The organism is Nocardia sp. NBC_01009 (assembly GCF_045208035.1).
Lineage (GTDB): Bacteria > Actinomycetota > Actinomycetes > Mycobacteriales > Mycobacteriaceae > Nocardia.
Genome location: NZ_CP108695.1, coordinates 6,980,368 through 6,994,091, shown reverse-complemented (window position 1 = coordinate 6,994,091; position 13,724 = coordinate 6,980,368). Strand labels below are relative to the sequence as shown.

General features: G+C 67.7%; 16 protein-coding genes. 13 read left to right on the top strand and 3 right to left on the bottom strand.

The window, feature by feature from the left end:
• Position 1 precedes the first annotated feature (1 nt).
• Positions 2-349 (bottom strand): VOC family protein, encoded by a 348-nt coding sequence (locus OHA42_RS31525; RefSeq protein ID WP_328403757.1) that lies wholly within the window; start codon positions 347-349, stop codon positions 2-4.
• 329 nt (positions 350-678) lie between these two features.
• On the opposite strand from OHA42_RS31525, the gene OHA42_RS31520 reads away from it, so the two are divergent.
• Both OHA42_RS31520 and OHA42_RS31515 read left to right on the top strand, forming a co-directional pair.
• Positions 679-1,785, top strand: a complete 1,107-nt coding sequence (locus tag OHA42_RS31520; RefSeq protein WP_406231366.1) for an alcohol dehydrogenase catalytic domain-containing protein — start codon at positions 679-681, stop codon at positions 1,783-1,785.
• Positions 1,786-2,034: 249 nt separating this feature from the next.
• Positions 2,035-2,151 (top strand): hypothetical protein, encoded by a 117-nt coding sequence (locus OHA42_RS31515; protein WP_406231365.1) that lies wholly within the window; start codon positions 2,035-2,037, stop codon positions 2,149-2,151.
• A gap of 13 nt (positions 2,152-2,164) precedes the next feature.
• Here the strand turns inward: OHA42_RS31515 and OHA42_RS31510 are convergent, their stop codons facing one another.
• Entirely contained in the window at positions 2,165-2,617 is a 453-nt protein-coding gene (locus OHA42_RS31510) for a MarR family winged helix-turn-helix transcriptional regulator (RefSeq protein ID WP_406231364.1), read from the bottom strand.
• 60 nt (positions 2,618-2,677) lie between these two features.
• Here OHA42_RS31510 and OHA42_RS31505 point away from each other — a divergent pair, with 60 nt between their 5' ends.
• The 9 genes from OHA42_RS31505 to OHA42_RS31465 all read left to right on the top strand — a co-directional run bounded on the left by OHA42_RS31505 (position 2,678) and on the right by OHA42_RS31465 (position 10,141).
• Complete coding sequence (locus OHA42_RS31505; RefSeq protein WP_406231363.1) at positions 2,678-3,091, top strand: MarR family winged helix-turn-helix transcriptional regulator; 414 nt, start codon at positions 2,678-2,680, stop codon at positions 3,089-3,091.
• A gap of 369 nt (positions 3,092-3,460) precedes the next feature.
• Positions 3,461-4,207 carry a 4-hydroxy-tetrahydrodipicolinate reductase gene (gene dapB / locus OHA42_RS31500; RefSeq protein WP_406231362.1) on the top strand — a complete coding sequence of 249 codons (747 nt, stop codon included), beginning with the start codon at positions 3,461-3,463 and terminating at the stop codon, positions 4,205-4,207.
• Positions 4,204-4,719: a hypothetical protein gene (locus OHA42_RS31495; RefSeq protein WP_406231361.1), complete on the top strand. Its 516-nt coding sequence runs from the start codon at positions 4,204-4,206 to the stop codon at positions 4,717-4,719. The genes dapB and OHA42_RS31495 overlap by 4 nt, the downstream gene beginning before the upstream one ends.
• 165 nt (positions 4,720-4,884) lie before the next feature.
• Positions 4,885-5,163 (top strand): hypothetical protein, encoded by a 279-nt coding sequence (locus OHA42_RS31490; RefSeq protein WP_406231360.1) that lies wholly within the window; start codon positions 4,885-4,887, stop codon positions 5,161-5,163.
• A gap of 54 nt (positions 5,164-5,217) precedes the next feature.
• On the top strand, positions 5,218-5,670 hold the full coding sequence (locus tag OHA42_RS31485; RefSeq protein ID WP_379069872.1) for a flavodoxin family protein: 453 nt from the start codon (positions 5,218-5,220) through the stop codon (positions 5,668-5,670).
• A 196-nt stretch (positions 5,671-5,866) separates the two neighbouring features.
• Positions 5,867-6,592: a DNA-binding response regulator gene (locus OHA42_RS31480; protein WP_406231359.1), complete on the top strand. Its 726-nt coding sequence runs from the start codon at positions 5,867-5,869 to the stop codon at positions 6,590-6,592.
• Positions 6,589-7,878 carry a sensor histidine kinase gene (locus OHA42_RS31475; protein WP_406231358.1) on the top strand — a complete coding sequence of 430 codons (1,290 nt, stop codon included), beginning with the start codon at positions 6,589-6,591 and terminating at the stop codon, positions 7,876-7,878. Before OHA42_RS31480 ends, OHA42_RS31475 begins: the two co-directional genes overlap by 4 nt.
• On the top strand, positions 7,871-8,890 hold the full coding sequence (locus OHA42_RS31470; protein WP_406231357.1) for a hypothetical protein: 1,020 nt from the start codon (positions 7,871-7,873) through the stop codon (positions 8,888-8,890). Before OHA42_RS31475 ends, OHA42_RS31470 begins: the two co-directional genes overlap by 8 nt.
• Positions 8,891-8,941: 51 nt before the next feature.
• Complete coding sequence (locus tag OHA42_RS31465; RefSeq protein ID WP_406231356.1) at positions 8,942-10,141, top strand: winged helix-turn-helix domain-containing protein; 1,200 nt, start codon at positions 8,942-8,944, stop codon at positions 10,139-10,141.
• Here OHA42_RS31465 and OHA42_RS31460 read toward each other — a convergent pair whose 3' ends face one another.
• On the bottom strand, positions 10,142-10,594 hold the full coding sequence (locus OHA42_RS31460; RefSeq protein WP_406231355.1) for a hypothetical protein: 453 nt from the start codon (positions 10,592-10,594) through the stop codon (positions 10,142-10,144).
• Positions 10,595-10,741: 147 nt separating this feature from the next.
• Here OHA42_RS31460 and dapA point away from each other — a divergent pair, with 147 nt between their 5' ends.
• Both dapA and OHA42_RS31450 read left to right on the top strand, forming a co-directional pair.
• Positions 10,742-11,650, top strand: a complete 909-nt coding sequence (gene dapA, locus OHA42_RS31455) for a 4-hydroxy-tetrahydrodipicolinate synthase (RefSeq protein ID WP_406231354.1) — start codon at positions 10,742-10,744, stop codon at positions 11,648-11,650.
• Positions 11,647-13,716 carry a ribonuclease J gene (locus OHA42_RS31450; protein WP_406231353.1) on the top strand — a complete coding sequence of 690 codons (2,070 nt, stop codon included), beginning with the start codon at positions 11,647-11,649 and terminating at the stop codon, positions 13,714-13,716. The genes dapA and OHA42_RS31450 overlap by 4 nt, the downstream gene beginning before the upstream one ends.
• The last annotated feature ends 8 nt before the right edge of the window (positions 13,717-13,724 follow it).

Sequence of the window (13,724 nt, the reverse complement as noted above, 5' to 3'; positions counted from 1 at the left end):
GTTACGTCGGCCAGCCGCCGTAGGGGACGGTGATCAGTTCCATGAAATGGCCGTTGGGGTCTTTGAAGTAGACGCCGCGGCCGCCGTCGTTGTGGTTGATCTCGTTGACGCCCTGTTGGCGGGGGTCGGCCCAGTGGTCCAGTTTGTAGCGCTGGATTTTGGCATAGGCCGCGTCGAACTCGGCCTCGGAGATCAGGAATGCGTAGTGCTGAGGCTGGATTTCGGTGTGGGGAGGGGGCACGTTCGCGAAGTCGAAGGTGACTCCGTTACCCGTGGGAAGCGGGATGAACGGGCCCCATTCCGCTCCGAGTTCCAAGCCGAGGATGTCTGCCCAGAATTCGGCGGACACCCGATTGTCGTGACAACCGACAATTGTGTGATTGAACTGTACTGACAGGGGGTTTCTCCTCGAGTAGTGACGGTCCCGACCCTGGGCTCGGTACAAGGCGGCCTACAGGAGCACCATCACGGCCGAAAACGTTAGCACCGAATGTGCCGACCGTGCCAGGCTTTCGTGATCTTGATCATTGCGGGCGCGCACTCGAACGAGACGCTGTGCTCGGCACCCGAGAGACATGGGCATCCCGCCTCGGCTCGAGCGGGTGGCGATGGCCGACGCTGGAGCGCTTTCGGTGCGTTCGCTGGGCGCCGCGAATCGCGAGCGGTAGCGTCGGCGGCATGAAGATTCGTGGTGCGGTCCTGGAGCAGATCGCAGCGCCCGTGCCGTTCGCCGAATCGGCGCCGATCACCGTGTGCGAGCTGGAGCTGGATGAACCAGGTCCCGGTGAGCTGCTGGTGCGGATCGAGGCGGCCGGGTTGTGCCACTCGGACCTGTCGGTGGTCGATGGAAACCGCGTGCGACCGGTGCCGATGCTGCTCGGGCACGAAGCGGCCGGTCGGGTCGAGGCGGTCGGCGCAGGTGGCACCGATATCGAGGTCGGGCAGCGCGTGGTGATGACCTTCCTGCCGCGCTGCGGTGCCTGCGCGGGCTGTGCGAGCGAGGGCCGGACACCGTGCGGGCCGGGCAGTGTGGCCAACAATGCCGGCGAGCTGCTCAACGGCGGACGACGGCTGCACCGTGACGGCGCAGCAGTGCACCATCATCTGGGCGTTTCCGCGTTCGCCACCTACGCCGTCGTGGATCGCAGGTCGGTGGTTCCGGTCGACGACGATGTGCCACCCGAGGTCGCCGCGGTGCTCGGCTGCGCGGTATTGACCGGTGGCGGCGCGCTGCTCAATTCCGCGCGGCCGGGACCCGCTGACCGGGTGATGGTTGTCGGACTCGGCGGTGTCGGGATGGCGGCCTTACTTGTGGCCGTGTCGCTGGGCAGCGCGGAGGTCATCGCGGTCGATACCGTTCCGGAAAAGCTCGCTCTGGCCAAGGAACTCGGCGCGACCGCGGCATACACACCGGCCGAGGTCGTCGAGCTGAGTGTGCAGGCCGAGGTCGTTGTCGAGGCGGCGGGCAATATCCGTGCCTTCGAAACCGCGGTCGGCGCAACGGCGCCCGGCGGCACGACGGTCACCGTCGGCCTGCCCGCGCCCGATGCCAAGGCCAGTATTTCGCCGCTTGCCCTTGTCGCGCAGGGCCGTTCGATCGTCGGTAGTTACCTCGGCTCGGCCGTGCCTGCGCGCGATATTCCGGAGTACGTCCGGATGTGGCGCGAGGGAAGACTGCAGGTTGAGCGGCTGGTGTCCGCGCACATCGGACTCGATGAAATCAACCATGCGATGGACGAACTCGCCGCCGGTCATGCGCTCCGCCAGGTGATCGTCTTCGAGTGACGGGCCGCCTTCGACACCGGGTTTCGACGCGGACGTGATCGTTCTCATAGACCCGGCGTGGTCTCTGCGCGTGATCTGTTCGCTTACCTCGACGTAGGTATTCGACCGAAAAGTGGGTGCTTGCGGGCAGCCTGAGCGGTCTCGAAGACTTGGCCCCGTACCTGCGGGGTTCGGCTGGGATCGTCCGTCGATCTGTTCCACGCGGCGATCGGCTATGACGGGGAGCTCGGTGCAGAGGCAGGCGTCGATATGTCCTGGCACGCACCGATGCATGAGCTGTTGCGGCGTGCCGTCGCGGAAGGCTATGGCGACCAGAGCATTGCCACGCTGATCGAAGTATTGAAGAAGCCTGTTGGCGCGGCGTAGCTCCGTCGAATCGTCAGGGGCCTCGACGTCCTGCGGCGGGGTTGTCGAGCGCGTCGACGAAACGGCTGAGTAGGCGGGCGAATTCGGTGCGTTCATCGGCGTTCCAGTCCGCCATCGCGGTGGCCATGGCGGCACGGCGGCCGTCGCGCGCGGCGGCCACCAGACTTGCGCCGCCGGGGGAAAGGCGCAGCACGCCCCGGCGGCCATCGTGCTGGTCGGCTACCCGCTCCAGTAGTCCGGACGAAACTGCCTGTGCGACAAGGCGGCTCGCGCGCGGCTGGTCGACACCCAATGCGGGCGCCAACGTTCCGACAGTGGCGGATTCGGATTCGGCCACGGCGTCGAGGACGCGGAACACGGCGACGGGTACGGGTGACTTCCGCGCCAGCGCGCCGCGGGTCTGCCTGCGGCGGATTCGGACCATCGCCGCTTCGACCGCTGCGGTGACCGCGTCGTGCTCTTCCATTGCTGTCCGCTTTCATGTAAAACTACATGTAGTTGTAACTATACATGTTGTGGAGGAATAATGGCCGAGAAGCGCCTGATCGGGTACTGGCTCAAGGAACTCGATCGATTGATCAATGAGCGATTCGACGAGGATCTCGCCGCGGGTGAACTCAGTCGCAGGCACTGGCAGATGCTGCACTCGCTGGCCGAGGGGACGCGTCGGGCAGGCGAGATCCGTGATGCCCTCGCGCCGTTCTGGACGCATGCGGGGGAATGGGAGCAGGAGGTCGCGCAGTTGGTGGAGCGCGGCTTCGTCGTCGCGGATTCGGGCACGCTGTCGCTGACCGATGCGGGCCGCGCAACGCACGACGAGGCGTTCATCCGAATCGGCCGCCGACGGCGGGCGATGGTCGAGGGCATCACCGACGAGCAGTACCTCGAGACGGTGCGCATGCTCGAAAAGATGGCCGGAAATATGGCTGCTGGCGCCTAGCGTGAATGGCCATGTCGCGCTGAGGAACTCGGTCACCAAGGCTATATCGTCAGCAGGGTGGCCGATCAGCAGCGAGTGGCCGCCGGTCCGGATGGTGCGATATTCACAGTTCGGATGCAGCTCGAGCACGAATCGATGTCACCCAGCGACCGTAGGCGAGCGGACACTCGTGCGCAAACATGCGCATATAGCAATGTCGATGAGGAGTGTCGCGCACTCATGCGCGCCGGAGGGCGACGGCGCACGTGACCGGTTGCGCACGAAAAACAGAAGTCTCGCCTCCGCTCAACCCCACGTAAGACGGCGGTCGGACCGTGTGCGGGTGCCCCCTTATAGGCTTGCGGAACTGGAGCGGAACGAGGAGGTGCGGTGACCATTCGGGTCGGAGTACTCGGTGCACGCGGGAAAGTCGGACAGGCGATCTGTGCGGCGGTGGAGGCGGCGACCGATCTGGAGCTGGTCGCGGCCGTCGACAAGGACGATTCGCTCGAGGCGTTCACCGAGTCGAACACGCAGGTCGTTGTCGATTTCACGCACCCGGACGTGGTAATGGGGAACCTGAAGTTCCTGGTGGAGCGTGGGATCCATGCGGTGGTCGGCACCACCGGTTTCGATGCCGCGCGGCTCGACGAGGTGCGCGGCTGGCTGGCCGAGCGCCCGGCGACCGGCGTGCTGATCGCGCCCAACTTCGCGATCGGCGCGGTGCTGTCCATGCGTTTCGCCGAACAGGCCGCCCGGTTCTTCGAATCGGTCGAGGTGATCGAGCTGCATCACCCGAACAAGGCCGATGCGCCCTCGGGCACCGCCTACCGCACTGCCGGGCTGATCGCGGCCGCGCGTAAACGTGCGGGCGTCGGCCGCAGTCCGGACGCCACCAGCACTGAACTCGAGGGTGCGCGCGGCGCCGATGTCGACGGCGTGCGAGTGCACTCGGTGCGCTTGGCCGGGCTCGTCGCGCATCAAGAGGTGCTGTTCGGCACCCAGGGCGAAACCCTCACCATCCGGCACGATTCCATTGACAGGAACTCCTTCGCGCCCGGCGTGCTGCTCGGGGTCAGGGAGATCGCTGACCGTCCCGGCCTGACTGTCGGACTCGACCCGTTGCTGGATCTGTGAGCACACCGGAACCGGTCGAGTCGTCCGATCCCGGCCGCGGCGCCGAGGTACGCAAGGTCGTCGCCCTGGTCGCGGCGCTGGTCGTCGTGCTCGGTTTCTACTTCCTGCTGCTCGGCCGAATCGCGGTGAGCCTCATCGGTTCCGGTGATGTCGCCGCGATCGTTATCGGCATCGGCGTGCTGATCCTGCCGCTGCTCGGTGTGTGGATGGTGGTGGCCACCGTGCGCGCGGCGCTGTCGCATCAGCACCTGGCTCGCCGCATCCATGACGAGGGTCTGGAACTCGACACCTCCGCGCTGCCGCGCCGCCCCTCCGGCCGCATCGAACGCGAGGCAGCGGACGCACTGTTCGACCGGGTCAAGCAGGAATGGGAGGCGGATCCGGATAACTGGCGCGTCTCCTACCGGCTGGCCCGGGCCTACGACTACGCGGGTGACCGCACTCGTGCCCGAGAAACCATGCGGCGCGCGGTGGCACTGGAGAGGCTGGAACGCGATCACAGCGAGGGCTGACGTCCTGCGTCCGCCACCGTGGGGTGATCCCATGAACCTGTCAGCATTATTTGCAGTCGATGTTGTGTCGGGTGTCGACGGTCTACAGTTGATAGCAACAATCCGGCAATCGTCCGGCTTCGACATTGGGCGTGGACCGGCCATTCGACTGGCAAGGAGCACAACATGCGACGAGGCATTCTTGCGCTGCTGGGTGTGCTTGCGGTGATTGCGGCTGCTCCGGCGGCGACGGCCGCCACGGGCAATCTGACCGTGGGCGGCGTTGTCTATAGCGATCCCTCAGGGTGTATCAACCTCGGTATCGAGGAGACAACCGAATTCGTCAACGACACCAACAGCACCGTCACCGTCTACCGGACGGCAGGCTGCACGGGCTCCGCCACTGCGATTCTTGCGCCGGGCGTCTCCGGCACCTACACCGGCCAATCGGTGCAGATCGGCTGACGGCCGGCCGCAGCCTCGCCGCCACCGGGCGCGGGCCGCGCTACGCTCAGCGACGTGCCCCGGTTGTTGATCGTTCATCACACACCCTCGCCGCACATGCAGGAGATGTTCGAGGCGGTGGTGTCCGGTGCGACGGACCCGGAGATCGAAGGTGTCGAGGTGATACGCCGCGCGGCACTGGCGGTGACACCGGTCGACATGTTGGCAGCCGACGGCTATCTGCTCGGGACACCGGCGAATCTCGGCTATATGTCCGGCGCACTGAAGCATGCCTTCGATGTGTGCTACTACCCGTGTCTCGACTCGACCGGTGGACGCCCGTACGGGCTGTATCTGCACGGTAACCAGGGGACCGAGGGTGCAGAGCGGGCCGTCGAGAGCATCACTACAGGGATGGGCTGGGTCAAGGCCGCTGCCCCGGTGGTTGTTTCGGGGCCGCCGACGAAAAACGATATCCAGCGCTGTTGGGAGCTCGGCGCGACCATCGCCGCGCAGCTCATGTCCTGACGTTCGTCGCCCGCCACGTCGACATCCGGCCCGATTTCGCGCACTCGGCCGCAACCGAGCAGAATCTGCCACCGATGGTATCCAGTCGGCCCCCGGTTTTGGTGGCTGACCTCCGGGAGTATCTGCCGGGCATACTCACTCATGGTGACGTTGTACCGGTGGGCAGTGGACGAGTTGCTCGGGATGGGAGTTCGAGGTGACCTGTGTCGAAGGTGGCGAGCGTGCGCCACGACGGATTGGTCTCGTCGAAGACCACGAATCGGTCGCGATCGGGCTCGCCGCAATGCTGGCACCGGAACCGGATCTCGATCTGGTGCTGACCGCGGGAACCGTGCCGGAACTGCTGGCCGCCGCCGTGAGCGCGGCGTCCGATAGCGCGACACCGCCGGTGCCCACCACAGAGCCCGCGCTGGACTTGGTGGTGCTCGACCTGCGGCTGGCCGACGGGTCCTCGCCCGAGGACAACGTGCGTGCACTGCGCGACCGCGGGATCGAGGTCCTGGTGTTCACCGGTGCAGACAACGCCTTTCTGGTGCGCGCGGCCGCGAAGGCCGGCGTGCTCGGCGTCGTGCGCAAGTCCGAGGACGTGCCGACCGTGGTCGCGGCGGTGCGCAGGGCGGCCTCCGGCGAGCAAGTGGTAACCACCGACTGGGCCGCGGCCATCGACGGCGACCCGCAGCTGTCCGACGTGGGCTTGAGCCCGCGTCAAGAAGAGGTGCTCACCCTGTACGCCTCCGGCGAGAAAGCCTCCCGGGTGGCGCGGCTGGCCGGTCTCTCGGAGCAGACGGTGAACGACTATCTCGGTCGGATCCGGCAGAAGTATGCCGATGCCGGGCGTCCGGCTCCCACCAAAACCGATCTGTACAAGCGGGCGGTGGAGGACGGGTGGCTACCGGTTCCCGAGCGGCATCCGCGCGCATGACCACGTCCAGCATGCTGGACACTCCTGCCACCACAGACTCCGTGACGCTCGACCGTTTCCGGTCGAGTCGTTGGCGCCGTCGCGTCGCGGCGGTGTCCGAGGAAAACCATGCCGAGCCGACGGCCGACCGCATCCTGCGCAGACTCAGCCTCGCCATCGGCCTGTGCGGGTTGATCGTCGCGGTGGTAGAGCTGCCCGACATCGCCGACCAGAGCCGATTCGTCTCAGGTGGCTGGACCGTGTTGACCGTGGTCCTTGCGCTCGGCTGGTTTCCAGTGCTCGCCGCGGTATCGCTAGGGCGGAGCCGGCGGGTGATTCGCACGGTCGCCGGTCTCGCGGCGGTGAGTTTCCTTGCGGCGATGGCAGCGATCCCGCTCGCCTACGCCGAGCCGACCTCGGACCCGTCCACGGTGTGGGTGTATCGGGTGCTTGCGCTCGGTGTGCTTGCGGCCGCCTTGGCGTGGCGGCCGCCGCTGTCGGTCATCTATCTGATTGTCGCAGCGGCGGATGCAGCGCTGGCGAATCGTGCCGTCGTGGCGGGCGGGACCACGTTGTCGCTGATCGGTGACTTCGCACGGGCCGTAGGACTGTGTGCGATGTTCCTGTGGGGCTCCACCTTTGCGCTCGCATCGGCGGCCCGCGTCGACCGGGAATCAATGCTCGCGAGCAAGCGCGCCGCAGCCGTGGCGGGCGCCGCGGCCCGGGATCGTGAGCAGGCGCGATTCGCCGCCCTGATCCACGATGCGGTGCTGTCGACCTTGCTCGATGCCTCCCGCGGCGGCACCGAGTCACCGGTGCTGCGCCAGCAGGCGGAGCGCACCCTCGACCAGCTCGACGAATGCCGTGGCGGCGACAGCGAACCCGATCATCTCGACGCGCAATCGGCGATCGGCTTCCTGCGCTCTGCGGTGCACGAGGTGAATCCGGGCGTCCGATTCACCGCGCGGCGCTGGGCCGGACTCGACGATTTGCGGTTGCCGGTAGCCGCCGCGGGCACCATCGCCGCCGCGCTCGCCGAGGCCGTGCGCAACAGTCTGCGCCACGCGACGGCGCCGGGCCGGTCTGTGCAGCGGGCGGTCACCGTCACGGTGAGTGCGGGTGGCATCCGTGTGGTGTTCCGTGACGACGGCGCCGGTTTCGATCTGGACCGGGTGCCCGTCGATCGGCTCGGCATTGCGGTCAGCATCCTCGGTCGGATGCGGCAGCTGGCCGGTGGGGCCGGATTCGTGGAATCCCAACCGGGAGAAGGAACTACGGTGACGTTGGTGTGGGGTGGCGATGGCTGACACCCACACCGAATCCGGGCTGCGCGATCTGCTCGGCCTGCGGGACCGCTGGGCGTGGCTTTTCCTGCTCATTTTCGAACTCACCATTGTGCTGTACATGCTGCGGACTCTGTCCGACTCCGCGCCGATGACCGGGCTGTCCGCACTGCTGATCATGGTCGTGGCCGGTGTGCTGGTGCTGGTGATTCCGGTCGACCCGCTGCCGTGGCCCGCCACCGTGTTCGTAGTAACTGCCGGACCGGTGGCGACGGTGCTGACCATCATCGACGTCGACCACGGGTTGACCAAACCGGTGTGGGCACCCTTCGCGTCGTCCTACGTCCTCGCGGTGCTGGTGCTGCGCGGCCGGTTGGGTGCGGCCTGGCTCGGCGTCGGCGGGATCGCGGCGGTGATCGCCATCGTGGGTGCGATGACCGGTGCGCGCGTCGGTGTGGTGGTCGGATCGGTGGTGCCGGTGGCGACGGTGGCCGGGATCTCGATCGGCGCGGCGATCATGCGCCCGATGCAGCGATCGCTGCGTTTGCTGCGGGAAGAAGCGACCATGCGCGCGGCGGCGGAGGCGACCATGGCCGCGGAGAACGGCGAGCGGGATCGACAGCTGGCCAAGCTCGACAAGGTCGCGCGTCCGATCCTCGAACGCATCGCGGGCGGGGCCGAACTCAGCGCGGCCGAGCGCGAACAATGCAGGCTGCTGGAGGCCGAATTGCGCGACGGGCTGCGCGCGCCACAGTTGGTGACCGACGAGCTGAGCAGCGCCGCCCGCGGCGCCCGCTCTCGCGGTGTCGAGGTGGTGTTGCTCGACGACGGTGGCTTCGCCGGTGTGCCACGCTGGGTGCGTCAGCAGGTCATCGAGTCGGCGACCAAGGAATTGGACGCGGCCGATGCGGGCTCGGTGACCGTGCGCGTGCTGCCGATCGGCCGTCGGATCCTGGCCACGGTGCTCGCGAATGCGCCGGAGCACGATCGGCGCACCGAGATCGACACCGCGGGAGAGGTGTCGGTGTCGACCTGACCGCGGCGGGCACGGCGGCGCTTGTCGGACCGTCGTGGCAAAGTGCCGGTCATGCGGAAGATGAGTGCGGCGGCGGCGCGACGGACAGCGTTGGCCGCGCAGGGGTTCGGCAGACGCAAACCGGTCGCGCCGACCCGTCGAACGGTGCTCGATGTGCTGGGCAGAACGCAACTGCTGCAACTGGATTCGGTGTCCGCGGTGGTGCGCGCACACTACGCGCCGGTGTTCAGCCGGATCGGCGACTACGACCGCGCGCTGCTGGACGAGGCCGCCTGGAGCAACGGGGTGCGACGGCCGCGCAAACTCGTCGAGTACTGGGCGCATGAGGCGGCTTTGATCCCGGTCGAGGACTGGCCGTTGATGCGGTGGCGGATGGCGAAATACGACCACGGTCGTTGGGAGGGCATGCGCCGGGCCGTCGAACGCAACCCCACGCTCGGCAGGGACATCCTGGACGTCATCACCGAGGTCGGTGCGGCCACCGCGGGTGAGGTGGAGCGTCATCTGGAGCTGGACAAGCCGCGCCCCAAGGGTTCCTGGTGGAATCTCAGCGATACGAAAATGATCTGCGAGCAGCTCTTCGCCAAGGGCTCGCTGTCAGTGGACAAGCGGGTCGGCTTCGCCCGGCATTACGATCTGGTGGAGCGGGTGATTCCGCCGGAAGTCTTGGCGCGCAACGTATCCGAGGAAGAGGCGATCCGCGAGCTGACGCTGCGCGCGGCAACCGCGCTCGGTGTCGCGACCGAGGCCGACCTGCGCGACTACTACCGGACCCATCGCACCCAGACCGAACCGGCCATCGCCGAGTTGGTGGACGCGGGGGAACTGGAACAGGTCGAGGTCGCGGGCTGGGACAAACCCGCCTACCTGCGCGTCGGCGCCGCGACACCGCGCCGGATCGAGGGCGCGGCTCTGCTGTGCCCGTTCGATCCGCTGATCTTCTTCCGGACGCGCACCGAACGGCTCTTCGACTTCCACTATCGGATCGAGATCTACACGCCGGAACCCAAACGGGTGCACGGCTACTACGTCTTCCCGTTCCTGCTCAACGGTGAACTCGTCGGCCGGGTCGACCTGCGCGCCGAGCGCGCGACCGGGCGGCTGCTCGTTCCCGGCGCGTTCGCCGAGCCCGGTTACCGCACACCGGAGACGGTGGCCGCGCTCACCGAGGCATTGCGTGAGATGGCGGACTGGCTGGAGCTGGACAAAGTGGTGATCGGTGACCGCGGGGACCTCGCCCCGCTGCTGTGATCAGACGTCGCGCTTGGGCCCGTAACCGCGCATCTGGTCGCGCAGCGCGCCCGATACGACGCCCGACAGCCACGAGTTGAGCGACATATTGCTCTGTGCGGCCGCCTCTTCGGCGCGCGATTTCAGTTGCTCGACCAGTCGTAGCGTGACGCGGCTGATGTCGCCGGTCATTTCTTCGAAGCTCGGATGGTCGTTGTCGGCGGTGGTCGCGGAGTTCTTGCGCACATCCACGCTGGCGTCGGTGCCGTCCACGGAGACGTGCACGGTGCGGTCGCCGAGCGCAGCGCTGACCTCGGCGGCCAGGTCCGACAGCGCCGCGAGCAGCGCCAGCCGGGTCGCGCTTTCCGCAGCCGCGGCCAGTGCGGCGGCGGTGGCCTGGGTTTTTTCGTCGCCGAGCGCGGCGGCGGCGATCAGATCGTCACGCAGCTGGGTGGTGTACTTGTTGAGGTCCATGACATCAGTGTGACGCCATTCTTGATGTCATACAAGGCGCAGTCTGACGCCACCACTGTGCGGCAAGAGGTGAATCACTCGCACGGGCAGTCCGATCGGCGGTCAGGGTGTCGAGGGCGTTCCCTGGAGCGGGTAGCCTTTCTGACCATGACGAACGGTGAATCGACGCCAACGGAGCTGCGCGCGTCCGGCACAGTAGGTGTCGCGATGGTGACCCCCTTCAGTGCCGAGGGCAAGCTCGATGTCGATGCCGGCGTTGCGCTGGCGGCCCGTCTGGTCGAGCGCGGCGTCGATCTGCTCGCGATCTCCGGCACCACCGGTGAATCGCCCACCACCACCGAATCCGAGAAGGCCGATCTGCTGCGCGCCGTTGTCGATGCCGTCGGCGACCGTGCCACCGTGATCGCCGGTGCGGGCACCTACGACACCGCGCATTCCATCGAACTCGCGCGCAACGCGCAGCGGGCAGGCGCCCATGGTCTCCTGGTGGTGACCCCGTACTACTCGCGTCCCACCCAGGCCGGCCTGCTTGCTCACTTCACCGCCGTCGCCGACGCCACCGACCTGCCGGTCACGCTGTACGACATTCCGCCGCGCTCGGTGGTCCCCATCGCCACCGACACCATCCGCAAGCTCGCCGAGCACCCGCGCATCGTCGCGGTGAAGGACGCCAAGGGCGACCTGAACGCGGGCGCGGACCTGATCGCCACAACCGATCTGGCCTTCTACTCGGGCGACGACTCGCTGAACCTGCCCTGGCTGTCGGTCGGCGCCGTCGGATTCATCAGCGTCATCGGGCATCTCGTGCCCGAACGGCTGCGCGCGCTGAGCGACGCATGGGCCGCGGGCGACGTGGTGCGCGCCAGGGAGATCAACGTCAGTCTGTTGCCGTTGAACGCGGCGATGTCCCGGCTCGGCGGTGTCGCCATGAGCAAAGCCGGGCTGCGATTGCTCGGCATAAACGTAGGGGAGCCACGGTTGCCACAGCTGATGCCCACCGCCGAACAGCTCGACGAGCTGTCCGCTGACCTGCAGATTGCCGGGGTGCTCGGATGAACGAACCACTAGCACGACGTCCCCGCCGTACCGCTTCCCGTGCCGCGGGCGCCCCCGCCCCCGCCCCGGCCGCGCCCAAGCGCGCCGCGCAGCCGCCACGACAGGACAGCCCGGTGGAGCTCGACAGCATGGTCGAGGCCGCCGCTGCGGCGCAGGTCGAGTCGGCCGGGCAGGCCGCGAGCACCGTGCAGACCGCGGGCACAACGCAATCCGGCGCACGGCGTGCCAAGCAGGCCGCACCGGACAAGGCGCCCACCAAGAAGGCCGCGGCCAAGAAGTCCGCCGCCAACGAGCAGCAAGCACCCGCGAAGAAGCCGGGACGCGCCCGCCAGCAGTCCGGCCGGGGTCGCGCCGAACAGGCCCCGGCCCGTCCGGTCGATCGCCCCATCGCCGATCGCCTCGGCGCGCCGCCGAAGTTGCCCAAGAACGGTCTGCGCGTCTTCGCACTCGGCGGCATCGGTGAAATCGGCCGCAACATGACCGTTTTCGAGTATGGCGGCAAGCTGCTGATCGTCGACTGCGGTGTGCTGTTCCCCGAGGACCAGCAGCCCGGCGTCGACCTGATCCTGCCCGACTTCCGGCCCATCGAGGACCGGATCGACGATGTCGTGGCCGTGGTGCTCACTCACGGCCATGAGGACCACATCGGCGCGGTGCCCTTCCTGCTGCGGCTGCGCCCCGACATCCCGGTCATCGGCTCGAAGTTCACCCTCGCGCTGGTGGCTGCCAAGTGCAAGGAGCACCGTCAGCGTCCGAAGCTCACCGAGGTCGCCGAGGGCGAGCGCACCACACACGGTCCGTTCGAGTGCGAGTACTTCGCGGTCAACCACTCGATCCCGGATGCCATCGCGGTGGCCATTCGCACCCCCGCCGGCGTCGTGCTGCACACCGGCGATATCAAGCTCGACCAGCTGCCCCTCGACGGTCGGCTCACCGACCTGGCCGGGTTCTCTCGCCTCGGTGACGAGGGCGTCGACCTGTTCCTCGTCGACTCCACCAACGCCGAGGTGCCCGGTTTCGTCACGCCGGAACGCGAGATCGGCGGCGTTCTGGACACGGTGATCGGCAAGGCGCGCAACCGCGTGATCGTCGCGTCGTTCGCCAGCCACGTGCATCGCATCCAGCAGGTCGTCGATGTCGCGCAGAAGTACGGGCGGCGGGTGTGCTTCGTTGGGCGCTCGATGGTCCGCAATATGGAGATCGCCCAGGATCTCGGGTACCTGACGGTCCCGGACTCCGTCGTGGTCGATCTCGACGTCGCTGCGACCCTGCCGGGGGACCGGCTGGTGCTGATCTCGACCGGCTCGCAGGGTGAGCCGCTCTCGGCGCTGTCGCGGATGGCGCGCGGCGAACACCGCCAGATCAACATCCGCCAGGACGACCTGGTCGTGCTGGCCTCCTCGCTCATCCCGGGCAACGAGAACTCGGTCTTCGCCGTGGTCAACGGTCTGGCCAGGCTCGGCGCCACGGTGATCACCCAGCAGAACGCGAAGGTGCACGTCTCTGGGCACGCCTCCGCGGGCGAACTGCTGTACCTGTACAACGCGGTCCGGCCGACCAACGCCATGCCGGTGCACGGGGAATGGCGGCATCTGCGTGCCAACGCCGCACTGGCCATTGCTACCGGCGTGCCGGAGGACCGGGTCGTGCTCGCCGAGGACGGTGTCGTGGTCGACCTGGTCGACGGGATCGCCTCGATTGTCGGACGGGTCCCGGTCGGGCACGTCTACGTCGATGGTCTTTCGGTCGGTGATGTCGGCGAATCGACCCTGTCGGACCGGCTGGTGCTCGGCGAGGGCGGGTTCATCTCGATCACCGTCGCAGTCGACTCGTCGACCGGCAAGGCGGTCAGCACTCCTGAGGTGAGTGGCCGCGGCTTCTCCGACGACCCGACCGCCCTCACCGACGCCGCGGAACTGGTCGAGGCCGAACTGTTGCGGCTGGCAGGCGAGGGCGTCACCGACACGCACCGCATCGCGCAGAGCGTGCGCCGCGTGGTCGGGCGTTGGGTGGCCGACGTCTACCGTCGCCGCCCGATGATCGTGCCCACCGTCATCGGGGTCTAGCACACAGA